General features: G+C 72.2%; 19 protein-coding genes. 12 read left to right on the forward strand and 7 right to left on the reverse strand.

What is annotated here, in order from left to right:
- Positions 1–5 precede the first annotated feature (5 nt).
- The 4 genes from ACA511_RS05000 (at position 6) to ACA511_RS05015 (ending at position 4514) form a co-directional block, all read left to right on the forward strand.
- Positions 6–515: a hypothetical protein gene (locus ACA511_RS05000; RefSeq protein WP_375022850.1), complete on the forward strand. Its 510-nt coding sequence runs from the start codon at positions 6–8 to the stop codon at positions 513–515.
- Complete coding sequence (locus tag ACA511_RS05005; RefSeq protein ID WP_375022851.1) at positions 512–1048, forward strand: hypothetical protein; 537 nt, start codon at positions 512–514, stop codon at positions 1046–1048. Before ACA511_RS05000 ends, ACA511_RS05005 begins: the two co-directional genes overlap by 4 nt.
- A gap of 426 nt (positions 1049–1474) precedes the next feature.
- Positions 1475–2680: a helix-turn-helix domain-containing protein gene (locus tag ACA511_RS05010; RefSeq protein WP_375022852.1), complete on the forward strand. Its 1206-nt coding sequence runs from the start codon at positions 1475–1477 to the stop codon at positions 2678–2680.
- Between the two features lie 124 nt (positions 2681–2804).
- The gene (locus tag ACA511_RS05015) at positions 2805–4514 is read left to right on the forward strand and encodes a GMC oxidoreductase (RefSeq protein WP_375022853.1); all 1710 of its coding nucleotides are present in this window, start codon (positions 2805–2807) and stop codon (positions 4512–4514) included.
- A 12-nt stretch (positions 4515–4526) separates the two neighbouring features.
- On the opposite strand, the gene ACA511_RS05020 is transcribed toward ACA511_RS05015, so the two are convergent.
- Entirely contained in the window at positions 4527–5243 is a 717-nt protein-coding gene (locus ACA511_RS05020) for a TetR/AcrR family transcriptional regulator (protein ID WP_375022854.1), read from the reverse strand.
- Between the two features lie 147 nt (positions 5244–5390).
- Here ACA511_RS05020 and ACA511_RS05025 point away from each other — a divergent pair, with 147 nt between their 5' ends.
- Entirely contained in the window at positions 5391–5870 is a 480-nt protein-coding gene (locus ACA511_RS05025) for an SRPBCC family protein (protein ID WP_375022855.1), read from the forward strand.
- 197 nt (positions 5871–6067) lie between these two features.
- Here ACA511_RS05025 and ACA511_RS05030 read toward each other — a convergent pair whose 3' ends face one another.
- The gene (locus ACA511_RS05030) at positions 6068–7324 is read right to left on the reverse strand and encodes a hypothetical protein (protein ID WP_375022856.1); all 1257 of its coding nucleotides are present in this window, start codon (positions 7322–7324) and stop codon (positions 6068–6070) included.
- A gap of 230 nt (positions 7325–7554) precedes the next feature.
- Between ACA511_RS05030 and ACA511_RS05035 the strand changes: the two genes are divergently transcribed.
- Positions 7555–7947, forward strand: a complete 393-nt coding sequence (locus tag ACA511_RS05035; protein WP_375024681.1) for a Fur family transcriptional regulator — start codon at positions 7555–7557, stop codon at positions 7945–7947.
- A 31-nt stretch (positions 7948–7978) separates the two neighbouring features.
- Positions 7979–10210, forward strand: a complete 2232-nt coding sequence (gene katG, locus ACA511_RS05040; RefSeq protein ID WP_375022857.1) for a catalase/peroxidase HPI — start codon at positions 7979–7981, stop codon at positions 10208–10210.
- 456 nt (positions 10211–10666) lie between these two features.
- Here katG and ACA511_RS05045 read toward each other — a convergent pair whose 3' ends face one another.
- Together ACA511_RS05045 and ACA511_RS05050 are read right to left on the reverse strand one after the other, a co-directional pair.
- A complete protein-coding gene (locus ACA511_RS05045; RefSeq protein ID WP_375022858.1) occupies positions 10667–11089 on the reverse strand; it encodes a Fur family transcriptional regulator in 423 nt (140 codons plus the stop codon).
- A gap of 374 nt (positions 11090–11463) precedes the next feature.
- Positions 11464–11844 (reverse strand): MarR family winged helix-turn-helix transcriptional regulator, encoded by a 381-nt coding sequence (locus tag ACA511_RS05050; protein WP_375022859.1) that lies wholly within the window; start codon positions 11842–11844, stop codon positions 11464–11466.
- Between the two features lie 75 nt (positions 11845–11919).
- Here ACA511_RS05050 and ACA511_RS05055 point away from each other — a divergent pair, with 75 nt between their 5' ends.
- The gene (locus ACA511_RS05055) at positions 11920–13404 is read left to right on the forward strand and encodes an MFS transporter (protein ID WP_375022860.1); all 1485 of its coding nucleotides are present in this window, start codon (positions 11920–11922) and stop codon (positions 13402–13404) included.
- 491 nt (positions 13405–13895) lie between these two features.
- Here ACA511_RS05055 and ACA511_RS05060 read toward each other — a convergent pair whose 3' ends face one another.
- Both ACA511_RS05060 and ACA511_RS05065 read right to left on the reverse strand, forming a co-directional pair.
- Positions 13896–16373, reverse strand: coding sequence for a VIT domain-containing protein (locus ACA511_RS05060; RefSeq protein ID WP_375022861.1), 2478 nt, complete (start codon positions 16371–16373; stop codon positions 13896–13898).
- Entirely contained in the window at positions 16370–17407 is a 1038-nt protein-coding gene (locus tag ACA511_RS05065; RefSeq protein ID WP_375022862.1) for a MerR family transcriptional regulator, read from the reverse strand. The genes ACA511_RS05060 and ACA511_RS05065 overlap by 4 nt, the downstream gene beginning before the upstream one ends.
- A gap of 430 nt (positions 17408–17837) precedes the next feature.
- Here ACA511_RS05065 and ACA511_RS05070 point away from each other — a divergent pair, with 430 nt between their 5' ends.
- On the forward strand, positions 17838–19616 hold the full coding sequence (locus ACA511_RS05070; RefSeq protein WP_375022863.1) for an RNA polymerase sigma factor: 1779 nt from the start codon (positions 17838–17840) through the stop codon (positions 19614–19616).
- Positions 19617–19808: 192 nt separating this feature from the next.
- Positions 19809–21020 (forward strand): NlpC/P60 family protein, encoded by a 1212-nt coding sequence (locus ACA511_RS05075; RefSeq protein WP_375022864.1) that lies wholly within the window; start codon positions 19809–19811, stop codon positions 21018–21020.
- A gap of 172 nt (positions 21021–21192) precedes the next feature.
- On the opposite strand, the gene ACA511_RS05080 is transcribed toward ACA511_RS05075, so the two are convergent.
- Complete coding sequence (locus ACA511_RS05080; protein WP_375022865.1) at positions 21193–21684, reverse strand: inorganic diphosphatase; 492 nt, start codon at positions 21682–21684, stop codon at positions 21193–21195.
- A 139-nt stretch (positions 21685–21823) separates the two neighbouring features.
- On the opposite strand from ACA511_RS05080, the gene dacB reads away from it, so the two are divergent.
- Both dacB and ACA511_RS05090 read left to right on the forward strand, forming a co-directional pair.
- A complete protein-coding gene (dacB, locus tag ACA511_RS05085) occupies positions 21824–23221 on the forward strand; it encodes a D-alanyl-D-alanine carboxypeptidase/D-alanyl-D-alanine-endopeptidase (protein WP_375022866.1) in 1398 nt (465 codons plus the stop codon).
- Between the two features lie 114 nt (positions 23222–23335).
- A complete protein-coding gene (locus tag ACA511_RS05090; protein WP_375024682.1) occupies positions 23336–24445 on the forward strand; it encodes a zinc-dependent metalloprotease in 1110 nt (369 codons plus the stop codon).
- Positions 24446–24479 lie beyond the last annotated feature (34 nt).

Consider the following 24479-nt stretch of genomic DNA (forward strand, 5'->3'; position numbering starts at 1 on the left):
CGCTCATGACCGACGACACCCCGCGCCGGACGGCGACCGCCGTCCTCGTCCTCGCCGCGCTCTTCGCCGCCTGGGCCGGATGGTCCTGGTACGCGGCCGCCCACGACGACGCCCACGCCTACTCGCGGACGCGCGACGAGGCCCTGCAAGCGGGGGAGCAGGCCGTCCAGAACCTCAACACGCTCGACTACCGAAACCTCGGACCCGGCCTGAAGACGTGGCAGGACTCCACCACCAGCGACCTCTACCGGCAGATCACGCAGGGCCGCGCCGCGTTCGAGGCGCAGGTGACGAAGGCGCGGACGGTCACCAGCGCGCGCATCCTGGACGCCGCCGTCGCCGAGCTGGACGAGCGGTCCGGCCTGGCGCGCGTCCTGGTCGCCGTCGAGATCACCGTCACGCCGCCGGAGGGCGACCCCGTCACCAAGCAGAGCCGCCTCGTCGGCAAGGTCACCCGGACGTCCGGGGGCTGGAAGCTCAGCGAGCTGGGCCAGGCGCCGGCGGAGTCGGCGTGAAGGCGCCGGCCCGGCCGCGCGTCGACGCGACGTCGCCCGCCGCGCTCGGGCTCGTCGCCGTCCTGCTCGCCGCGTCCGGGTTCTGGGCGCTCCGCCAGGCGGACGCGGTGCGGGACGACCCGTCCGTCCGCAACGCGGCCCTCACCGACAGCGCGGCCACCAGCGAGGTCAAGGGCGCCGTCGCCGACATGGTCGGCAAGGTCTTCTCGTTCAACTACACCGACCCCGCGCGCACACAGAAGGCCGCTCAGGACGCACTGACCGGCAACGCCGTGCGGCAGTACGAGGAGATCTTCGCGAAGGTCCGGTCGGACGCGCCGAAGGCGAAGACCGTCCTCAGCACGCGGGTGACCGACAGCGCCGTCACCACGCTGACCGGCGACCGCGCGGTGGTGCTGGTCTTCGCCGACCAGCAGACCACCCGCACGTCGGACGGCACGAGCACGCACGCCCCCGCCATGCTCACGGTCACCGCCGTCCACCGGCACGGCCACTGGAGGATCACCGCCCTCGACCCCTTCACCGGCCGCTGACCCGCGTAAGCCTTGGACTCCGTCCAACGGGCCGCCATGCCGACGAGAGGTCAGAACACCTTTCGTGGCCGGGCCCGGTGATCTCCGTGACGGGGTGAGATACGCAATTTCTCGAAGAGGTCGGAAAGAGTCCGGTCGTTCTCGTAAGCAGCCACTGCTCCGACGGTCCGGCGACTCTCGTGAAAAGCGGACGGGTCGTCCATGACATTGAAATCGGGAGAGACCCGCGCCACGCGCAGGAGACGCGCGGGCCCGGACCTGCCGGTTCTCCGCCACTGCCGCAGCGCTGGCCTGGGATTTTATTAGATGACTCCAGGAAAGACCGGCCAACAGGTTATTTCAGCGACAACCGGAACCGGAGGCGATCGGCAATCCTGGAAAACGTCCGCCGCCCGGCGGACGCCCAGGCAGGGGGGACCGCGAGTGGTGCGCACAGCGTTGGACGTCCGCGCGTTCGAGGAAGTGCCGGCGTGGGTGGCGCGGCGGCTGCGCCCGCACGTGGACCGGGCGGCGGACGAGCTGCTGAACGAGCTGCGCCGCGCGGACCCGCAGATCGGCGAGGAGGAGGCCGGGCGGGCGCGGGCCGGCGTCGCCGCCGGCATCCGGCACTTCTGCGACCTCGTGGAGGACCCGGGCGCCGGCTGGGAGCGGGTGTCGGCGTTCTACCTGCGGGTCGGGCGGCACCTCGCGCGGGACGGCCGCGACCCCGTGGAGACGCACCAGGCGCTGCGCCGCTCCGCGTGCGTCGCGTGGCGGACGCTCGGCGCCGTCTCGGGCGACCTCGACCACGCCGCGCTCAGCCTCGTCGTGGACGCCCAGTTCTGCTACATGGACGCGGTCGCCGAGGTCATCGCCGCCGGATACGCCGCCGCGGTCGCCGAGCGCACGCGGCGCGGCCCGGCGCCCGCGGTGCACCGGCGCCGCGCCATGCTGCTGCACATGCTGCTCGCCGAGCCGCCCGCCGACCCCGCGCGGCTCGCGGCGCTGTCCGCGGAGGCCCGCTGGCCGCTGCCCGCCGCGGTCGCGGTGGCGGCGGTCCGGCGGCGCCGCGCGGGCGCCGTGCCGTGCGAACTCCCGGCCGACCTGCTCGCCGACTTCGGCGCGCCGGAGCCGCTCATGGTCATCCCCGACCCGGCCGGGACGAGCCGCGCCCCGCTGCCCGCCGCGCTGCTGCGCGACTGGGTGGTGGCGGCCGGCCCGGCCGTGCCCGTCGCGCGGGCCGCCGACTCGCTGCGCTGGGCGCGCGAGACGCTCCTGCTCGCCGCCCGCGGCGTCATCCCGGACGGCGGGCTGATCCGCAGCGCCGAGCATGTCCCCGCGCTGGTGATCTCCCGGGCCGGGGAGCTGATCGACGACGCGGCGGCGACCCGGCTGGCGCCGCTCAAGGCCGTTTCGCCGGCCCGCCGGGAAAGGCTCGCCGAAACGCTGCTGGCGCTGCTGGAGCACAATTTCAACGCCGCCGACGCGAGCCGCCGGCTGCGTGTCCACCCGCAGACCGTCCGTTACCGCCTGCGCCATTTGCAGGACCTCTTCGGCGACGAGCTGCGCGATCCCCGCCGCTGCCTGGAAATGGAGCTGATCCTCCACGCGCAACTCGGCAACCGCGGCGCCGGCCTGCCGAGCGCCCGTTGACCCGCGCCGTTGTCACCCAGGTGACAAACGTGTTTCCGAATCGTTGCTCCGCGTGCATGGCGGGCGACGCAGCGGAGGGCCACACTCGGGGCCTTCGTGATCCCCACGACGAGGTGGTGCGCAAATGTCCGATGACGACTTCGACTTCGACGTGATCGTGGTGGGCTCCGGGTTCGGCGGCAGCGTGTCGGCGCTGCGGCTGGCAGAGAAGGGCTACCGGGTCGCCGTGATCGAGGCCGGGCGCCGCTTCGACGAGGACACGCTGCCCAAGACGTCCTGGCGGCTGCGCAAGTACGTGTGGGCTCCGCGCCTCGGGATGCGCGGCATCCAGCGCGTCCACCTGGTCGGCGGCAAGGCCGGCGTCCTGGTGCTGGCGGGGGCGGGCGTGGGCGGCGGCTCCCTCGTCTACGCGAACACCCTGTACGTTCCGCCGGAGCCGTTCTTCAAGGACCGCCAGTGGGGCCACATCACCGACTGGCAGGACGAGCTGAAACCGTTCTACGACCAGGCCCGCCGCATGCTCGGCGTCACGACGAACCCGCTCGTCACCCCCGCCGACGAGGCCATGAAGCGCGTCGCCGACCGGATGGGCGTCGGCGACACCTACCACCCGACCCCGGTCGGCGTGTTCTTCGGCGAGAAGCCCGGCGAGGACGCCGCCGACCCGTACTTCGGCGGCGCCGGCCCGCGCCGGACGACCTGCACCGGCTGCGGCTCCTGCATGATCGGCTGCAAGGTCGGCGCGAAGAACATGCTCACCAAGAACTACCTGTACCTGGCGGAGCAGGCGGGCGTCCAGGTCGTCCCGGACACGACGGTCGCGTCCCTCGCCCCGCGCCCGTCCGGCGGCTACGAGGTCGGCACGGAGATGACGACGCCGCTGCGCAAGCGCCGCCGGACGCTCACCGCCGAGCACGTCGTCCTCGCCGCCGGGACGTACGGGACGCAGCGGCTCCTGCACCGGATGCGCGCCGCCGGCCGCCTCCCGCACCTGTCGCCCCGCCTCGGCGAGCTCACCCGCACCAACTCCGAGGCGCTCCTCGGCGTCGAGCGCATGACCGTGTGGCACCGCAAGAAGGACGTCGACCACAGCACCGGCCTCGCCATCACCTCGTCCTTCCACCCGGACGAGAAGACCCACATCGAACCCACCCGGTACGGGGCGGGCAACAACGCGATGGGCGTCATCCGGACGCTGCTGGTCGACGGCGGCGGCGCGCCCCGCTGGCTGAAGTTCCTCGGCCAGTCCGCCCGGCACCCGACGGTCATCCTGCGCGGGCTGTCCCTCAAGGACTGGGCCAAGCGGACGGTCATCGCCCTCGTCATGCAGACCGCCGACAACTCGATCACCATCGGCGAGAAGCGGAGCCGCCTCGGCCGCCGCAGGCTGGTCGCGCGGCAGGGCGACGGCGAGCCCAACCCGACCTGGATCCCCGTCGCCCACGACGCCGTCCGGATGCTCGCCGAGGAGCTCGACGCCACCCCCGGCGGGACGTGGTTCGACCTGTTCAACATCCCGACGACCGCGCACTTCATCGGCGGCTGCGTCATCGGGGAGACGCCGGAGGCCGGCGTGATCGACCCGTACCACCGCGTCCACGGCCACCCCGGCCTGCACATCGTGGACGGCTCGGCGGTCACCGCGAACCTCGGCGTCAACCCGTCCCTCACCATCACGGCGCAGGCCGAGCGCGCCATGGCGTTCTGGCCGAACCGCGGCGAGAAGGACCCCCGCCCGGCACCGGGCGCCGCCTACCAGCGCGTCGACCGCGTCATGCCCGACACGCCCGCCGTCCCAGGAGGAGCACCCGCCGCCCTCCGCGCGACGCCGTAGCCCGGCGTCCGGTCAGGTGCGCGGGCGGCGGCCCCGCCGGACCTGCGGCGCCGGAGCCGGAGCCGGGGCCTTGGGGTTGGCGGCGAGCGAGCGCAGGGACGTCTCGGCCGCCTCGCGCCGGTCGCCGAGCCCGACCAGCAGGTTGACCGCGGCCGGCGCGAGGACCGTCACGACGCCGTCGTGCCCGAACACCCCGATGGTCTCCAGCAGGACGAAGCCGTGCAGCATGCTCCAGAGCTGCGCGGCGACCGGGACGGGGGCGCCGCGGCGGATCCGCCCGGCGGCCATGATGCGGCGCACGGTCTCGACATGCTGCTCGAAGGCCGCGTTCACCTCGGGCAGGGCGGCCGGCGTGCCCGCGCCGACCAGGTCGCGCCCGATCGGCGGGTGCGCCCCGGGCCCGGTGAGGCCGATCATGAACCGGTACCGCCGCGGGTCGGCGAGCACGAAGTCCCGGTAGGCGAGCCCGAGTGCCAGCAGGTCGGCGACCGGGTCGTCGGTCCGGGCGACGGCGTGCAGGTGGCGCCCGAAGCGGACGAACTCCTCCTGCACGACCGCCTCGTGCAGCCCCGCCATGCCGCCGAAGTGGGTGTAGACGGCCATGGTGGACGCGCCGATCTCCGCGGCCAGCCTGCGGGCGTTGAGCGCCTCGGGGCCGTCCCGTTCGAGCAGCCGGACCCCGGCGTCGACGAGGCGCCGCCGCGGATCCTCCTCTGGACGTCCCCCCATGACAATGTTATATCTGGCCATAACAAAGTTATGCGCCCAGGTGCGCGGCCTGCGCGCGGACCCGGACCACGGGGGCGGCCACGCCCGGCCCGCCTCCCTGCCCCGACCCGGGAGGTCGCCTCGAACAGGCTCTTCGCACGCGGGACCGTGACGATCAATGCCTCGGCCGACGAGGTGTTCGCGGTGGTCGGCGACCCCGTGGCCATGGCGGACCTCGCCGCCGAGCTCGTGGCCGTCCGATGGCTCGGCGGCGCCACCGAGGCCGCTCTCGGGGCCCGCTTCGAGGGCCTCAACCGGCACGGCAGGCGCCGCTGGCGCACGGTCTGCGAGGTCGTCGAGCTGCGGCCCGGACGGAGCTTCGCCTACGACGTCGGCACCGGCTTCGGGGTCCCGATCTCCCGGTGGCGGTACGACGTCGAGCCCGCCCCCGACGGAACCTGCGTGGTGACCGAGAGCAACTGGGCCCGCGTCCCGGTCTGGTTCGTGCCGGTCGCCCTGGCGGTCACCGGCACGATCAACCGGCCCGCCCTGAACTCCGCGAACATCACGACCACCCTGGACCGGCTCAAGGCCCGTATCGAGGACCGGCTCCCGAAGGACGGACCGCTCACCCCGCCTCGTCCTTGACGGCCGCGGACGTCCGGCCGCGGCGCGCTCACCGTCCGCCTCGCGCTCACCGTTTGCGGCGCGCTCACCGTCCGTCTCGCGGAACTCGTCGCCGAGAACCGAACACCGAACGGTGAGGAGACCCGCGCCTGACCCCCGCCTGACCCTCGTGATCCGGAGGAAGCCTCTGGGGCCGCGCTCGGGTGCGCGGGCGTGGGTCAGTCCGCGGAAAGGGCGTCGTCTTCCGCGGGCTCGGCGAAGTCTTCCAGAGGGAGGCGGTGGGTGGCCTGGTGGACGCGGACGGCCAGGATCGCGCGGGCGAACTGGCCGGCCAGCTTGCCGTCCATGACGTCCGGGACCTGGTCGACGCCGACGAGGCCGCCGAGCCGGGCGGTGACCGCCGCGGACTCGCCGACCCGCACGCCCTTGCCGTCGTCGAGGTCCTCGACGGCCGGCAGGTCCAGCGCGGCGCGCAGGGTGTCCTGGAGCGCGCGGACGGTGGCGGCGTCGCGGTCGATGCGGATCTCGGCGGCGTCGGCGCGCTGCTCCGCGGCGTCCGCGCGCTGCTCGGCCCGGTCCGCGCGGGTCATCGCGGCGAGGATGCGGTCCTCCGCGGAGTCGGCGAGCTGCTCGGCGCGCTTGGCGCGGGTGGCCTGCTCCTCCGCCCGGTTCGCGGCGGCGTTCCGCTCCACGGTCAGCCCCGCGACCTCGCCCTGCACGACGCTCAGCTCGGCCCGCAGCCGGCGCTCGGCGTCGGCGGCGTTCTCCAGCTTGGACCGGGCCTCCGCCAGCTCCGCCCGGACGTCGGCGAGATCGGTGCGGGCGGTGGCCAGCGCGCTCTGCTCGGCGGCCAGCCGCGCGGCCAGCTCGTCGCGCTCCCGCTCGGCGTCGCCGCGGGCCTGGTGCTCGGTGCTCCACGCCGCCTCGGCGCGCTTGCGGAGCCCCTCGGCGTGCGCGGCCTCGTTCGAGGACGTGGCCCGGGCCTGCTGGTGCGCCCCGGCCTCCTTCCACGCGTTGGCCTCGCTCTCCTGCGCCGCGGTGACGCTCGCCTTCGCGGCGGCGAGTCCCTTCTCGAACTCCGCGCGCGCCTCGGCGGTCTCCAGCCGCGCCGCTTCGGCGGCGGCCTCGGCCCGCTCGGCGCGCTCGTCCGCGTCCGCGGACTCCCGCCGCGCGCCGCGCGCCTCGGCCAGGGCGCGCTCGGCGCCGTCCAGGGCGTCGCGGACCTCGCCGTCCAGCCGGCCGCCCAGCGCGGCGGCGAGCGCGGTGAGCTGCCCGACCAGCCCGGCGAGCCGCTCGACGTCCCGGCCGAACGCGCGGACGGGCGCCGGATCGACCTCGGTGATCGCGATCGTGTCGCGCTGCACGGCCACCTCCGCGGGCTCGTCCTCGCCGGTGGCGTCCCCGCCGGTGGCGTCCGCCGGCAGGAGCGGCGCGGTCAGCACGCCGTCGTCCGGGACCTCTTGATCTTCGCGCACGCGAGCATCCTAGTGAAACGCCCCGATTTGCACCTCCTACCCGTAGAAGCTGGTCCTTTGGCCGAACTTCGGGCAGTCCGCCGCCGGGACGAGACACGCCCGGGGGCAGTGCGTTGCGTCCGGACTCGGGCGGCGTCCGTCCCCGCAAACTTGGACGGCTCCTAATCTTGACTGACTCCAGACAGTGAGCCAGTCTGGCTGCCGTGGCGACCGCCTTGGAGTTCCAGGAGATGCTGCGCGGGGCCGCCCTGCGGGTGACCCGGCCGCGTCTCGCGGTGCTGCGCGCGGTGCACGCGCATCCGCACGCCGACACGGACTCGATCATCGGGGCCGTGCGCCGGGACCTCCCGAAGGTGTCCCACCAGACCGTGTACGACTCGCTGCGCGCACTGACGGCGGCGGGACTGGTGCGGCGCATCCAGCCCTCCGGCTCCGTGGCGCGCTACGAGTCGCGGACCGGCGACAACCACCACCACGTGGTGTGCCGGTCCTGCGGCGCCATCGCCGACGTCGACTGCGCCGTCGGCGAACCCCCCTGCCTGACCGCCTCCGACGACCGCGGCTTCCTGATCGACGAGGCCGAAGTCGTCTACTGGGGCCTCTGTCCCGCCTGTCCCACCTGATCCAACCTGCTTCGTCCTGGAAGGAAGCACAGTGGCTGAGAACACCGAAGCCAACGTCTACGAGACGAACGAGGAAAGCGCCGGCGGCTGCCCGGTCGTGCACGGCGCGCGCAGCCCGCACCCCACCCAGGGCGGCGGCAACCGCAGTTGGTGGCCGAACCAGCTCAACCTGCGGGTCCTCGCTCCGCAGCCGTCCGAGACCAACCCGTACGGCGCGGACTTCGACTACGCCGAGGCGTTCCAGAGCCTCGACCTGCCCGCCGTGAAGCGCGACATCGCCGCGACGCTCACCGACTCGCAGGACTGGTGGCCCGCCGACTTCGGCCACTACGGCCCGCTCATGGTCCGGATGGCGTGGCACAGCGCCGGCACCTACCGCATCCACGACGGACGCGGCGGAGGCGGCGGCGGCCAGCAGCGCTTCGCGCCCCTCAACAGCTGGCCCGACAACGTCCTCCTCGACCGGGCCCGCCGGCTGCTGTGGCCGGTCAAGAAGAAGTACGGCCAGAGCCTCTCCTGGGCCGACCTCTACATCCTGGCCGGCAACGTCGCCCTGGAGTCGATGGGCTTCAAGACGTTCGGGTTCGGCGGCGGACGCGAGGACGTCTACGTACCCGACGAGAACGTCTACTGGGGCCCCGAGTCCACCTGGCTCGGCGACGAGCGCTACACCGGCGACCGCGACCTGGAGAACCCGCTCGCCGCCGTGCAGATGGGCCTCATCTACGTCAACCCGGAGGGGCCGAACGGCAACCCGGACCCGGTCGCCGCGGCCCGCGACATCCGCGAGACGTTCCACCGGATGGCGATGAACGACGAGGAGACCGTCGCGCTGATCGCCGGCGGCCACACCTTCGGCAAGACCCACGGCGCCGACCCGCACGCCAACGTCGGACCGGAGCCCGAGGCCGCGCCGCTGGAGCAGATGGGCCTCGGCTGGAAGGGCACCCACGGCACCGGCAAGGGCGCGGACGCGATGGGCAGCGGCCTTGAGGTCACCTGGACCGACACGCCCACCACCTGGGACAACAGCTTCTGGGACATCCTCTTCGGGTACGAGTGGGAGCTGTTCAAGAGCCCCGCGGGCGCCTGGCAGTGGCGGCCCAAGGACGGCGCCGGCGAGGGCACCATCCCGCTGGCCCACGACCCGTCCGGCCGGACCCACCCGACGATGCTGACGACCGACCTGTCGCTGCGGTTCGACCCGATCTACGAGCCGATCTCGCGGCGGTTCAAGGACAACCCCGACGAGTTCGCGGACGCCTTCGCCCGCGCCTGGTACAAGCTGACCCACCGCGACATGGGGCCCGTCGTCCGCTACCTCGGCCCGGAGATCCCGGACGAGGAGCTCATCTGGCAGGACCCCGTCCCGGCCGTCGACCACGAGCTCGTCGACGCCGCGGACATCGCCGACCTCAAGCAGCGGCTCCTGGCCAGCGGCCTGTCAGTGCGGCAGCTGGTCTCCACCGCGTGGGCGGCGGCGGCGTCCTTCCGCGGCAGCGACAAGCGCGGCGGCGCCAACGGGGCCCGCATCCGGCTGGAGCCGCAGAACGGGTGGGAGGTCAACGAGCCCGACGAGCTGGCGCAGGCGCTGCGCGCGCTGGAGGGCGTCCAGGACGCCTTCAACGGCGCCCAGACCGGCGGCAAGAAGGTCTCGCTCGCCGACCTGATCGTCCTCGGCGGCTGCGCGGCCGTCGAGAAGGCCGCGCGGGACGCGGGCCACGACATCGAGGTGCCGTTCACGCCGGGCCGCACCGACGCGTCGCAGGAGCAGACCGACGTGGCGTCCTTCGCGGAGATGGAGCCGTCCCACGACGGGTTCCGCAACTACGTCGGCAAGGGCAACCGGCTGCCGGCCGAGTTCCTCCTCGTCGACCGGGCGAACCTGCTGAACCTCAGCGCGCCCGAGATGACGGTGCTCATCGGCGGGCTCCGGGCCCTCGGCGCGAACTTCCAGCAGACCAAGCTGGGCGTGTTCACCGACCGGCCCGGGACCCTGACCAACGACTTCTTCGTGAACCTGCTCGACATGGGCACCACGTGGGAGCCGACGTCCGAGGACGCCGAGACCTTCGAGGGCCGCGACGCCTCCGGCGCCGTCAAGTGGACCGGCAGCCGCGTCGACCTGCTGTTCGGCGCGAACTCCGAACTCCGCGCGGTCGCCGAGGTCTACGGGGCCGACGACGCGAAGGACAAGTTCGCCCGCGACTTCGTCGCGGCCTGGGACAAGGTGATGAACCTGGACCGCTTCGACCTCGCCTGACCGCCCCCACCCAGGCCGGCCCGCCCCCCCCGGGCCGGCCTGGCCCCGGGCCGGCCTGGCCACGTCCGTGCCTTGTGCACACCCCCGGGCTTGGGCACGTCCCCGGCCTGGGCACGTCCCGGGCTTGGGTACGTCCCTGGCTTGGGCAGGTTCCTAGCTTGGGCAGGTTCCTAGCTTGGGCGCATCCCCGGCTTGGGCACGCACGTTCGGGGCTTGGGTGCGTCCCTGGCCCGGGCAGGTCCCGGGCTTGGGCGCATCCGCGGCTTGGGCAGGTCCCAGGCTTGGGTACGTCCCGGGCCTGGGCGCAATCCCCGGCCTAGGCACACCCCGGCCAAGGCGCCATCACCGCGAGCGGGCCTCGGAACCGCCGCGGCGTGCTCTTCGGGGTTGCGACGGCGTGCCCTTCGGGGGCTATCGCGGCGGGCTCTTCGGAGTCACCGCAGCCTGCCCTTCGAGTTACTGCGGGCGGCAGGTGGGGCAGAGCCCCCAGAACGTGACGTCGGCCTCGTCGACCAGGTAGCCGGCGTCGTCCACCGGATCCATGCACGGCGGGTGCCCGACGGTGCAGTCGACGTCCTCGACCGCGCCGCAGTTCCGGCACACCAGATGATGGTGGTTGTCGCCGACACGCCCCTCGAATCGCGCCGGGCTCCCCGCCGGCTCGATGCGGCGCACGAGCCCCACCGCCGTGAGCGCGTGAAGCGCCTCGTAGACGGCTTGCAGCGAGATGTGCCCCACGCGGTCCCGCACGCCGTTGGCGATCGCCTCGACACCGAGGTGGTCGCCGTCCCGGACGGTCTCCAGCAGCGCCACGCGGGCGGCCGTCACCCGCAGCCCGACACCGCGCAGTTCCTCGGCGGTGCTCTGCGATGCGGTCATGCCCCACCTCTAAGCGCGAATGATTTGCGACAACGAATGACAAAAGTGTAGTCGAGCCCCGCTATCTCCCCGAAAAACACCAACCCAGCCACCACCCCGCCCTCGCCCCCGCCCTCGAACGACCGCGTTCCAGCGTCTGCGCTTCAGCTCCGCCCTTCAGCGTCTGCGCTCCTGCTCCGCCTTCCAGCGTCGCCGCCCTTCAGCCTCGGCCCTTCAGCGCCCGCCCTTCAGCGCCCGCCCTTCAGCGCCCGCCCTTCAGCGTCTGCGTTTCAGCGTCGCCGTTCTTCAGCCTCGGCCCTCCAGCGTCGGCCCTCCGCCCCCCGCCCCCCGGCGTCTTGCATCCTGCGGGGCGGGGGGATCAGGGAGCCGGGGGATTAGGGGGCCGTGGTCAGATTCTCGGCGAGGACCTTCAGGTGGGTCTCGCGGGCCTCGGCGTGGCGGCGGCGGCCGGTCTCGGTGATCTGGACGAAGACGCCGCGGCGGTCGTCCTTGCAGAGGTCGCGTTCGACGTAGCCGTGCTTCTCCAGGCGGGCCACCGTGCGGGACAGGGCGCTCTGGCTGAGGTACATCGCCGCGGCGATCTCCTGCATGCGGCGCTTCTCGCAGTCGAGATCGACGAGGCGGTCGAGCGTCTCGTACTCGCTCATGCTCAGGCCGTGGGCGTCCTGGAGAGCGCGGTCCAGGGCGCACGCGACCGTGTTGTAGCAGGTCGCGAGCTCGCGCCAGCGGCCGACCAGAGCAGTCTTCGCCTCCATGGCGCGCATCGTACCATGCGTACGCATGAGATGCATCGGCATTAAATTCTGCAGAAATTAGTGCGTAGACATTTGATGCATGCGCATGTACCGTCCTCCGACGTGGCTATCACCGACACCTCACCTGCCTCCACCGTCCGTCCGCCGGTCGCCGCCGCCGTGCGCGCCCCGGCCGAACAGACCTGGACCCCCCGGCTGTGGGGCGTCCTCGCGGTCCTGTGCGCCGTGCTCTTCCTTGACGGGCTCGACGTCTCCATGGTGGGCGTCGCGCTGCCGTCGATAGGCGCCGAACTCGGGCTTTCCACGACGTCGCTGCAGTGGATCGTGAACGGATACGTCCTCGGCTACGGCGGTCTGCTCCTCCTCGGCGGACGCACCGCCGACCTGCTGGGCCGCCGCCGGGTCTTTCTCACCGCGCTCGCCGTGTTCGCCGTTGCGTCGCTCGTGGGCGGGCTCGTGGACGACGGCACGCTGCTGATCGTCACCCGTTTCGTCAAGGGGCTCGCCGCCGCGTTCACCGCGCCAACCGCCCTGTCCATCCTGACCACCACCTTCCATGAGGGACCGGCGCGGAACCGGGCACTGTCGGTGTTCTCCGTCTTCGGCGCCAGCGGCTACTCGTCCGGGCTGATCCTGGGCGGGTTGCTGACCAGCTTCGGATGGCGCTGGACGTTCCTGACACCCGTCCCGCTCGCGCTCATCGCCCTGGTCGCCGGCATCGCGCTGATCCCGCGGGACAGGCCCTCGGCCGATGGCGGCCACGACATCGTCGGCGCCGTGACGCTCACCGGCGGCATGCTGCTCGCCGTCTACACCGTGGTCTCGGCGCCCGACCGCGGCTGGCTCGACCCCTTCACCCTCGGATCCGTCGCGCTCGCCGCCGCCCTGCTGGCCGGGTTCTTCGTCACCGAGAAGAGGGTGCGGCACCCGCTGATCCGGCTCGGCATCCTGCGGATCGGCTCCATCGTCCGCGCCAACCTCAGCATCGTCGCGCTGTTCGGCTCGTACCTCAGCTTCCAGTTCATGATGACCCTCTACCTGCAGGACGTCCTGCACTGGTCGCCGCTGAAGATGGCCATGGGACTGCTGCCCGCCGGGCTTCTCGTCGCCTTCGGCTCCCCGTTCGTGGGACGCCTGATCGACCGGTACGGGACGCCCCCTCTGATCATCAGCTCCATGGCGTCGCTCAGCCTCGGCTATGTCTGGTTCCTGGCCACCGCCGGGAACGTGCCGCACTACGCGTTCACGATCCTGCCGACGATGCTCCTGCTGGGCGGCGGGTTCGCGTTCGGGTTCAGCTCGATCATGGCGCAGGCCACGGACGGCATCGACGACTCCGAACAGGGCCTGGCCTCCGGCCTCGTCCAGACCTCGGGCCAGGTCGGCGCCGCCCTCGTCCTCGCCGTCGTCACCGCCCTGGTCGCCGGTGGCACCGCCTCGGGCGGCGACGGCTTCGCCGAATTCCACCCGGGCGTCAACCTGGTCAGCGCCGTCGCCGTCGTCGGCCTGGCCCTGAACCTGATCCCCCTTCTACGCCGCACCCGCCCTCGACACGCCTGACACCCCTTCGCACTCCACCCGGGCGGCCTCCCACGAGGCCGCCCGGCCGCGCCGCTGGGTTGCGAGGGCAGTAGCCACGAACCTTCCAAAAAGGGTCTTGACGTGCTTTCCGCGTGGCCGGACTTCGCAGCATGCCGGACGTCCTCGCCGGGGCCGCCAATGGTTCGCGTCCCTTGATCTGCTGGTCGTCAGGCCCATCACCGCGGAGACGGAGCGGGTACTGCCTCCGGCCGAAGTGCCGCGGCTTCGGGCGGACATGAACAACGCGCTCCTCGAACTCCTCCACTCCGACCCATCGGACGCCTGGGCAGACGTTCCAGTCCTGGAGCTCGACGGCCCGCTCGATGGACGGCTCTCCGCTGTCCTCAAGGCGCTGGGCGTCCGGCCCTAGATCATCCAGGGGTCGCTCTGGATCGTCCAGGCCCCGGGGCGGCCTCGTGAGGAGGCCGCCCGTGTGCGCGTTCGGAGGCCCGGGGCGTCTGGTGGCGTGGTTACAGCGGACGTTTCTTCCAGAAGGGGCGGCGGGATTGGGGCTCCTCTGTGAAGTCGGCGAGGATCTGGAGGGCCCGGGTCCACTGGTCGTCGATGCTGGACTTGTCCGCCGTGGAGTGGAGGCGGCGCAGGTCGTCGCGGAGGGCTGCCAGGGGAGTGGCATCAAGGGACTCGGCCTCCATGCGCTGGACGATCGACTCCAGGATGGGGAGGAGTTCCCCCACCAGGTTGTGGGCGCGCTGGTCGTCGGGGACTTGGCGGAGGCGGCCGAGGACATCGACCAGTTCCCGCTTGAAACCGGCGATGCCGGAGTCGGGGGGGACCGGGCGCTTAACGGCGCCTCGCCCGGCGGCTCTTGCGAAGGTGCGGCTCGGTGCGCTGGGCGGTGGGCCGCCGTAAGGCGACGGGGCGGCACCCGGCGGCGCTGCCGCTGGCGCCGGGGGCGCTCCGCCCGGCGCCGGCGGGGCCGCGAAGGCGTCCGCCACGTCCGCGAAGACGGCCCGCGCCGCCCTCGGCATCGCCGCCGTGGCCTCCCAGCCCCGGGGTGTTTCGACCGGCTGGACGACCTGGTGCGGGGTTTCTCCGTCGGTCACCACCCTGCTGTCCACGGCCACGAACGCGGTGAAGCGGCACAGGACGCCGAACCGGAGCGAAGTCTGGACGATGCGTTGTTCCAGGTCGCCGGGGCCGCCGACCGTGTAACGGTCTTCGAGGTCGCGCAGGTGCGCGCGGGCCCAGATGGACGCGGCGGCGGAGACGGCGGAGACGGTGCCGGTCGCGCGCTGCTCCCAGGCCGTCCCGTCGGCTGCGGTGCCCCGGACGGAGAGCGTGCCGGACGGCGAACCGCGGAACCGGCCGGCGATCACCAGGGGCACACCGGGGAACAGTGCGCCCAGGCGGGCCGGGGCCACCGAGTCCGGGACGATCTCCAGGCCTTCGGCGTGCAGGGTGAGGCCGGTGGCGAGCGGGGCGGCGATCCGGTGGTGGATGCTCTCCATCGCCTCGTCGAGGCGGTCCTCGGATTCGACGAGTTCGCAGCGCCCCCGGCCGATGGAGGCGAGCCGGTTCAGGAAGCCGGCGTTGACGGCCTGGTCGATGCCGACGGTGTGGACGCGGACGCCCCGGAGCCGCGGTTCGAGGTGGGCGAGGAGTTGGTCCTCGTTGCCGACCTGCCCGTCGGTGATGAGGACGAGAACCCGGTCGCGCGCGGAGTCGGCCAGCAGGCGGCAGCCCTCGTCGAGCGGGGCGAGCATCTCCGTGCCGCCTCGCGCGTCCAGCGTCGCCAAGTGCTCGACGGCGCGGAAGCGGTTCCGGTCGGTGCCGTGGACGAGGTCGGCGCCGAGATCGCGCGGACGCTCGATGACGCTGTCGAAGGACAGAACGGCGAACCGGTCCTCGCCGCGGAGCGTGTCGACGATGCGGGCGGCGGCGCGGCGGGCGGCGACCATCTTCCAGCCGCGCATGCTGCCGGACCGGTCGAGAACGAGAACCACGTCCCGCGGCCTCGGCACGGCGTCGCCGGCCGGCAGCACGGTCAGATTGAATGTCCCCTCCCCCTCGACATCCCCCGAGACCGACGAAATCGTCGCGGTCTCGCCGGGGGCCGGCGCGGCTGCTGGAGAGTGACCCGAAACCGGCGGAGTTGCCGGGGGCTCGTCGGGGATCAGGGAGAGGGCTGCGGTCTCGTGCGGGGCGAAGTCGAGGCGCAGGATGAAGTCGCGGTCGAGGCGCTCGCCCGGTTGCAGGCGCACGGTGGTGCGGTCGCCGTCACCCTCTTCGCTCACCACGTGCAGCGCGGACCGTATCCGGGTCAGCGGCAGCCCGGCCGGGTCGATGTCGGCGGTGATGGCCAGGCGCACCGGATTGGGGAAACCGGGCAGGAGGACGGGCGGACTGATCCGGGACGCGTCCGGAACGGCGCCGGTATCGTCCGCGACCCCGGGACCGGCGCGGTCGCCGTCCACGGGGGCGCCCGGGATGTAGCGGGGGGCGACCACGAGCGGGAAGCGGAACGTCGCGCTGGAAGCCGACTCGTGCGGCAGGGGCTGGTCGAGCTTCAGCCTGATGGTCACCCGTTCGCCGGGCAGGATGTTGCCGACCCGCATGCTGAACACGTCCGGGCGGTCTTCCTCGGCGATCGCGGCGCGCCGGCCCGCGGCGATGGCCTGGTCGTAGTCCTGCCGTGCCCGGCCGCGCTCTTTCAGCGTCCCTTCGATGACCCGGTCCGCGGCCTCCATGCGGAGCGCGGTCACGGCGGCGCGGTCGGGCAGGGGGAAGATGTAGGTGGCCTCAAGCGGCATGTCGAACGGGTTGCGGAAGCCCTGGACCACCTCGATGCCCGCTGCGAGACCGGTGATCGAGGCGTGCGCCTCGACGGTGTCGAGCGGCAGGTTGCCCTTGTCGGTGTTGAGTGCGCCGAGCCCGCGGTCGGACGCCGGGGGTTCGGTCTCGGGTAGCGGAAGGATGCGCACGGTCACTGGGACCTCCGGGAGTGGGCTTCGGGCGGAAACGCGGGGCCGGCGGCGGGGACGAGAAGGCCGCGCCGATGCAGCTCGTCGAGCAGCGGGCGTGCGGCGGAGTCGATCGCGGCGAGGTCGTCGCCGCTGAGGGCGGGTCCGTCCAGCAGGAGGGTCAGGCCGGGCGCCAAGCGGACCCCTTGGACGACGGGAGGCAGCGGCCTGCCGTAATCGGCGGAGACGTCTGCCCGGTCGTACGACACATCGGGTCGGGTGGCCCAGAAGGCGCCCCTGTCGCCGACTCCTCCTCCCTCCGGGCTCGCGGACGTGCCCATGAGAGCGGCGGCCGGCGCACCCGGATCTGCCGTGCCCGCTTCTGCCGAGCCCGCTGATCCGCCTGCCGGGGCGCCGGACCTCTCTCGACCCGAGGTGTCCGCCGGACCACCGGGGGCGCCCCCGCCCGCGGAAGCTGCGCGCTCCTCCTGGCTGATGTCTCCGGCGGGCGCACCCGCCCCGTCAGCCGACCCGCCTGCCGGGTCGCTCACGTTCCGGGTCGTGTCGCCCGGACGGCCGATCGATGCGCGTGCCGCGCCGGCCACGCGCGCCGTCGAGTCGGGCGGTTGCTGTGCCGAGGCAGCCGGGGTGCCGACCGCCCCGGCTGGACGGTCTGCCCGCGGCTCGGACGGGCCGGCCAGGGGAACGGGTGGGGCGGCTGGGGAGATCGCGTGGTGCGGTGGGCCGCCGGGGAGGGCGGCTATCCGGGCGAGGGTCTCGCCGGGGGCGGCGGCGAGTTCGAGTTGGATCTCCGCGATCGAGCGGCCCTCGGCCTGGCGGCGTTTCACCGCGACGAGTTGCAGGAGGTGGCGGGGACCGTACAGGGCGGTGCGGCCGCGGCGGCCGAGGGGCGGGTCGACCAGGCCGATCGTGGTGTACCAGCGGATCAGCCGAGCGTTGGGGAGGTCGCGCACCCGCCCGCTGACCTGCGCGGCTCCGTCCGCCGCGAGGGCGGCGGCGGCGCGTTCCGCCAATTCGCCGATCGTCCAGGTCACGTCCATGGCACCGATGATGACACTGTCATCGTGACAGTGTCAACCCAAAATCATGATCGACTGCGAATGGCCGTGCGACCGAGAGTGATTCCGCTGGCCATGACGACCAAGTCCGGCACTCCTGTCCGGCCCACAGTTCGCGATCACAGCGGCGGCCGTTGAACGGCGGCTTCCGCCGAAGGCGGGAATTGCCGCCCTCGATGAGGGGCTCAATTGATGTCCTTCGCTCTGCGTAGCGACAAGATCGCTCATCGGGACGACGGCCTGGTCAGACCAAGCGTGCGATACTTGCAGTATGACGGTCAAATCACCCAAAACGCCTAAATGCGACTCTCCATCAGAGTTACCCAGAAAGCGCAAGAATGGTGTTCGGTATAGGAGTTGGATCCTCTGAATTGGCCAGTAAAGAGCGCCGAGAGCCTTTACCTTTCCTGGTATGAACGACCATCTCCTGGTCGAGGCGCTACGCGAGCGCGACCCCTGCGCCATGGCCGCGGTGTACGACGCCCATGCCCACCGGCTCTATGCGTACTGCTGGTTCCAGCTGCGATGTCGTGACACCGCGCAGGTCGCCCTGCGCGACACGTTCATCGTGGCCGAGGCGCACATAGGCGAGCTGCGCGACCCCGACCGGTTCGGTACCTGGCTCTATGCCCTCGCCAGGCTGGAGTGCGCACGGCGCCTGCCGGTTCGGAACACGGCTCCGGACGTCCCTGTGGCCAGCCACGACCAGGACGACGTCGACCAGCGCATCACGGCTTGGCAGGCGGTGCTGGCGTTGCGCCCGGTCACCCGGGAGCTCCTGGAACTGGGGATCAGGCACCGGCTGCCGGTGTCCGACCTGGCCGTCGTGTTCGGCTTGTCGCCGCGGGAGGCCCAGACGGCACTGGACATCGCGCACGGCGAACTAGAGCAAGCGCTGACGGCGGAGGTACTCGCGCAACAAGGCCCATACGGTTGCGCCGAGCGCGCGCTCCTGCTGCGGGAACGGTGCGGGGAGCCCGACCACGACCTGAGCACGCGGCTGACGGAGCACGCACGGGCATGCTCGGTCTGCGGAGCGTTCCGTCCCCGGACCGTGTCGGCGAAGAAGGTGTACGGGCTGCTGCCTGACGCCCTCCCACCGGCGGAGCTACGGCTGCGCGTCATGAGCTGCTTCCTGGACCCCGAACTGGTCGGCTACAGGCTCTTCGTGGCCACCCGGGTCACGGACTTCACGTCGGACGGCTTCCCCGTCCAGGACGCCGCGGGGCGGCGGCAGGTTCGTCGCCGGGGCGGTGGAGGCTCGCGGTTCAGGCGCTTCCGCAAGCCGCCTCCCGCAACGCATGACGCCGGTATCGGTGCACAGGCGGTACGGGCCGCCATGGTGCTCACGGTGGTGGCGCTCCTGTCCGGCGGCGGGGTCGCCTCGATCTACGGTTTCGTGGGCGCCGTCCCGGGCCCCGCCGGAAGGGCCGCCGAGGGGCACCCGACGGCGATGCCGGGGATTTCGCAGACACCGGAGGAACGGCGGCCGTCCGCGCCGCGTCCCGATGGCCCGGGGCCCCGCGACATCGTTCCCGTGTCGGCCACGTTCCCGTTCGGAGCGCGCGCCTCATCCGCGCCGCCGACCGCCATGCCCACACCGCCGCCTGTCCCCGTCTCAGGGGCCGAGCCGACAGAGGCTAGTGGCGCCCTCACCGTTTCACCGCTCTACCTCGACCTGGCCGGCGGTTCGGACGGCTCCATGGAACTGCACGCAGAAGGCGGATCGGTCGCCTGGCAGGCGAAGGCTCAGGGGCCCGTACGGGTAGAGCCGTCTTCCGGACGTCTTCAGGCCGGGCAGACCACCACCGTGCGCGTCCACGTCTCGCGACGGCCGGACGCGCAAGGGGCCGGCATCATCACCTTCCAGCCGGGTGCCACCCAGGTGCACGTCACCTGGCGGCAAGATGCGCCTCCGGCAACGGGTCCGTCGCCAACGCCGACAGGTTCCGGTCCGGCAAGCCCCACTGCGCCGCCCGACACCCACCGTCCGGGCACCCCTTCGCCCGCGCCGACTCCACCGACACCAACCGAGACCCAACGGCCAGGGACCACGCAACCGGCGCCTTCGCCGACACCGACCCCCGCACCCACCTCGCCCTCTGGCGGCCCGCCGGAGCCGACATCGTCTTCGACAGGACGGTCCTCCGAGACCACCACGCCGGACGTGAGCACGACCTCCACCGCTTGACGGGACCTCCTCAGCGCTGAGCTGCCGGCAGGGAACGGCGGGATGTACCCGCCATTGCCTGAGTCAACTACTCTCCGTAGATGATCGTTTGCGCTAAGCAGTAGATCTCCGGGGGAGGACGTGCTCATGGCACCTGGCGCAGCAGAGACCGGCCACCGCCGCGCGATCCCGTCCCCCGCGCGGAGCACGACGTTGCGGCTGGTCGCCCTCACCTCCGGCCTCGCGATCGGGATGAGCCTGCTGGTGCCGGCCGCGTCCGCCCGGCCGTCCGCTGATCCCGGCCCCAGCGCGCAGGACGTCGACCGGAGCGAACGCCAAGTCAAGGAGCGGGCGGCCGAAGTCGGCCGGACGAAGGCCAAGCTCGTCCTGGCCGACAGCGAACTCGACAGGCTCGCCGTCGCCGCGGAGGCGGCCATAGAGCGCTACAACGGCGAGCAGGTGAAACTGCAGCGCTCGCAACAGGCGTACAGGGACACCCAAGGGCGCCTCAGCGCGGCGTACTGGAGGGTGGAGGAGAGCAGGAGAGAGCTGGCGGTGTTCGCCGCGCAGGTCTACCGGGACAGCACCGGCTACGACCAGATCTCGTCGGCGCTCGTCGGCGATGGCGGACCGCAGGCATTCATGGACCGTGCCGGCATGGTCGAGATGCTCGCCAAGCGGCGGACCGCCATGGTCCAGCGCGTCGAGGCGGCCAAGACCGTCGCCGACGTCTTCCGCCGCCAGGCCGAGACCGCGCTGGAAGAGCAGGAAGCAGCGACCCGACGTGCCGACGAGGCCAAACGGCTCGCACAGGAGGCGGTGGCCAGGCAGCAGGAGTCCGTCCAACGTATCGAGGCTGAGAAGCGGCGCCTGGAGCATCGGCTTGGCAGCGCTCGGGCCCATGCCGCTCGCGTCAAGCGCGCGCGGGAGAGAGCCAGGGAGAAGGCCGAAGCGCGCAAGGTCCGTTCCGCCCTCGCCGGCTCCAGATCTCCTGCCACTGGGCTGGCCTCGTCCGCCGCGCGCGGTGCCGTCGCTGCGCGGGCGGCGCTCAAGTGGCTCGGCACCCCGTACTCATGGGGTGGAGGCAACGTGTTCGGACCCAGCCGCGGCGTCGCCCAAGGCGCGGGCACCGTCGGCTTCGACTGCTCGGGTCTGGCGATGTACGCATGGGACAAGGCCGGGGTACGGCTCGACCACTGGACCGGTACGCAATGGACGTCCGGCCCCCACATCCCCAGCAGCGCACTCCGCCCAGGCGACCTCGTCTTCTTCGCCGCGGACACGTCCGACCCGAACACCATCCACCACGTCGGCGTCTACATCGGCGACGGCCGGATGGTCGAGGCGCCCTATACGGGAGCCAGGGTGCGCATATCGAGCATCCACCGGAGTGACCTGGTGGGCGCGACCCGTCCCTCGGGATGACCCGTACCTCCGCATGGACGGCGAGAACCCTCCCGCGCGGCGTTACGCACGGGAGGGTTCATCGTCGGTCGTGTCGCGGGGGCGGCGGGAGCGGATCGCACCGTCCGCGACGCCCTGCCCCGGCCCCGGCCACGGCCCGGCCGGTCAGCCGGTCAGCAGGCCCGGACGGCGCTCAGTGGCCGCCCTGGTCGGCGGCGCGCTTGCGGGAACGCTCGATCTCCACTTCGGCCTCGACGCGTCCCACCCAGCTTGCGCCCTCGACGGACTTGCCGGGTTCGAGGTCCTTGTAGACCTCGAAGAAGTGCTGGATCTCCAGGCGGTCGAACTCGGCTACGTGGTGGATGTCGCGGAGGTGCTCCATACGGGGGTCGGTGGCGGGGACGCACAGGACCTTGTCGTCACCACCGGCTTCGTCGGTCATCCGGAACATGCCCACCGCGCGGCAGCGGATGAGGCAGCCGGGGAAGGTCGGCTCCTGCAGCAGGACGAGTGCGTCCAGGGGGTCGCCGTCCTCCCCTAGGGTGTTCTCGATGAAGCCGTAGTCGGCGGGGTACTGCGTCGAGGTGAACAGCATGCGGTCGAGCCGGATGCGTCCGGTCTCGTGGTCCACCTCGTACTTGTTCCGCTGCCCCTTCGGGATCTCAATGGTGACGTCGAAATCCAAGATGTCCTCCGCTCCCTGCGCGCTCGCAGTGAATAGTCTTCCGGGAGCCTGTGGGTGAGGCCGGCCCCACAGGGGTGAGTGTTCCCTCGTATAAGGATGTCGCACGTTGGTGAGTGCTGAGTGGGAGAGGGTCGGTCACGTGCCTGGACGGAGCCGGGCCCTCGTGATCCTGTCGCTGTCCCTCCTCAACGTTTTCACTGCCGCCGCAGGGCTGGCAGTGGTGAAACTCACACCCGAGCGGCATCTGTCCCCGCAGCCGCCGAGCGTGGCGGCGCGGGACGTGGTGCGCGTCCAGGCGTCCTCGGCCGTGGTCCCCGCCGTCCCCGGATCGGGCCGCGCGCCGAACCCGTCCGTCCTGGCGGGACGGCTGTCGGCGCTGGTCGGCGGCCCGAAGGCGAAGATCAACGCGGTGGTGATCGACGCCGGGACGCGGCGGCCTCTGTACGAGTTGCACGCCGACCGGCCCGCCACCCCCGCCTCGACGACGAAACTGGCGACGTCGTTGGCGGCGCTGGCCTCCGTCGGACCCGCGCACCGGATCACCACTCAGGTCGTGCGCGGTACCGGCGGCGGAATCGTACTGGTCGGAGGCGGGGATCCTACCTTGACCGCCCTGGCCTCGCGTCCGGGGGCCGGACATCCGCCCTATGCGTCGCTTTCGGAGCTGGCCCGTCAGACGGCAGCCACCCTGAAGGCGACCGGTGTGAGCCAGGTGCGGGTGGACTACGACGTGTCCGCGTACCAGGGGCCTCCTATCGCGGCTGGGTGGAAGCCCAATTACCTGCCGGACGGTGAGGTCGCCCCCGTCAGCGCACTGACCGTCGACGAAGGACGTGTCTCCCCGTCGGACCCGACCAAGAAGGCCCGGGTCTCGGACCCGCCCGCCTCTGCGGCGAGCCAGTTCGCGCGCTTGCTGTCCAAGGAGGGCGTCAAGGCGAAGGCCGGGCGCCGGACGGCGGCGCAGAAAGGCGCGGAACGGCTGGGCGCCGTCCAGTCACCGCCGATGTCCGCGCTGGTGGAGCATCTGCTGACCGACAGCGACAACGACGTCGCCGAGGCGGTGGCCCGGCAGGTCGCCATCAAGCTGGGCCGTCCGGCGACGTTCGCGGAGGCGGCGCAGGCCGTCCGGCAGGTTCTCGCAAAGCTCGGTGTGGCGGAAGGCGTGGCGGTCAACGACGGAAGCGGGTTGTCGCCGCGCAACCGGATCTCGCCGCTCGCGCTCGCCCGCATCGTCTCGCTCGCCGCGGGTGACAAGCACCCGGAGTTGCGGGCGGTCATCACCGGGCTGCCCATCGCGGGCTTCTCGGGGACGCTGAGCCCGCCGCGCTACACCGCCGGCGCCAGCCGGGCCGGCGCGGGGACGGTCCGCGCCAAGACCGGCACCTTGGCGGGCGTCAGCACGCTGGCCGGCCTCGCCTACGACGCCGACGGACGGCTGCTCGCGTTCGCCTTCATGGCGGGGGACGGGAAGGGGCCGGTCGATCCCGGCAAGCTCGACCAGCTCGCGGCGACGGTCGCCGGCTGCGGGTGCGGCTAGCGCGTGTGGGCCGGGCCGTACGGGAGATAACCAGAACAGTTGTTCGTTGAACGACCCAGTAGGGGCGCCTCGGCGCCGTCTCCGAAACGTACGGTGGAGCACATGAGCGCCTCAATGATCGACTGGAACGTGGCCGTACAGGCCGGGACCCGGCTCGTCAGGCCCGGGCCCCAGATCAGCTATGACGAGGCCCGTGACGTCGTGAAGGAGCTGCGCGAACTGTCGAAGACCGCTCACGGGCACGTGCGGGACTTCACCGGTATGGCGTCCGAGCTCGACCCGGACCCGGCGACGATCGTGGACAGGCCCGGCTGGATCCGCGCCAACGTGGACGGTTTCCGGGTGGTGCTGGAGCCCCTCATCGAGCAGATGACCGAGCAGCGTGGCCCCGGCCCGCTGGGCGGTGCGGGGAACGTGGTCGTCCAGGCGGTCGGCTCCCGCGTGACGGGCATGCAGGTCGGCGCGATCCTGGCCTACATGTCCAGCCGCGTTCTCGGGCAGTACGAGCTGTTCCTGCCTCCGGACCCGACGGGACGCGCCGCGACCGGGCGGCTGACATTGGTCGCGCCCAACATCGTCCATGTCGAGCAAGAGCTGGGTGTGGAGTCGCGTGACTTCCGCCTTTGGGTGTGCCTCCACGAGGAGACGCACCGTGCCCAGTTCACGGGCGTGCCCTGGCTGCGTGAGTACGTCCAGGACCAGATGACCAAGTTCCTGCTCGCATCGGACCTCGACCCGGGCGCGATGCTGGACCGCATCCGGGATGCGGCCGAGGCCGTGGCGGACGCGGTGCGCGGCGGTGACGCCAACCTCATCGACGCGATCCAGAGCCCGGAACAGCGCGAGATCCTCGATCGGCTGACCGCGGTGATGACCCTGGTCGAGGGGCACGGCGACTACGTGATGGACGCGGTCGGCCCGGAGGTCGTGCCGTCCGTCCAGCAGATCAGGTCCCGCTTCCAGGGGCGGCGTGAGGGCGGCACCAAGCTCGACAAGACGATCCGGCGCCTCCTTGGCATCGACCTCAAGATGAAGCAGTACGCGGAGGGGTCGCGGTTCGTGCGGCGCGTCGTCGCCGAAGTGGGCATGAGCGGCTTCAACCAGGTCTGGCAGTCGCCGGAGACACTGCCCACGCACGACGAGATCAAGGAGCCCGCGCAGTGGATCGGCCGGGTGGTCGGCCCTAAGGCCATCGACACACCGCCCACGGCCAACGAAGCCTGAGCGGCTCCCAGGGCCGGTGGAGGCCGCGCCAGGC

It is taken from the genome of Actinomadura sp. GTD37, from assembly GCF_041951365.1.
GTDB lineage: Bacteria > Actinomycetota > Actinomycetes > Streptosporangiales > Streptosporangiaceae > Spirillospora.

Coding starts and splice junctions, on each gene's coding strand:
- ACA511_RS05090 (WP_375024682.1), top strand. CDS start 23,336: ATGATCGACTGGAACGTGGCCGTACAGGCCGGGACCCGGCTCGTCAGG.
- ACA511_RS05045 (WP_375022858.1), bottom strand. CDS start 11,089: ATGACCGCATCGCAGAGCACCGCCGAGGAACTGCGCGGTGTCGGGCTG.
- ACA511_RS05065 (WP_375022862.1), bottom strand. CDS start 17,407: ATGGACGTGACCTGGACGATCGGCGAATTGGCGGAACGCGCCGCCGCC.
- ACA511_RS05055 (WP_375022860.1), top strand. CDS start 11,920: ATGCATGCGCATGTACCGTCCTCCGACGTGGCTATCACCGACACCTCA.
- ACA511_RS05070 (WP_375022863.1), top strand. CDS start 17,838: ATGAACGACCATCTCCTGGTCGAGGCGCTACGCGAGCGCGACCCCTGC.
- ACA511_RS05000 (WP_375022850.1), top strand. CDS start 6: ATGACCGACGACACCCCGCGCCGGACGGCGACCGCCGTCCTCGTCCTC.
- ACA511_RS05035 (WP_375024681.1), top strand. CDS start 7,555: ATGCTGCGCGGGGCCGCCCTGCGGGTGACCCGGCCGCGTCTCGCGGTG.
- ACA511_RS05015 (WP_375022853.1), top strand. CDS start 2,805: ATGTCCGATGACGACTTCGACTTCGACGTGATCGTGGTGGGCTCCGGG.
- ACA511_RS05050 (WP_375022859.1), bottom strand. CDS start 11,844: ATGGAGGCGAAGACTGCTCTGGTCGGCCGCTGGCGCGAGCTCGCGACC.
- ACA511_RS05020 (WP_375022854.1), bottom strand. CDS start 5,243: ATGGGGGGACGTCCAGAGGAGGATCCGCGGCGGCGCCTCGTCGACGCC.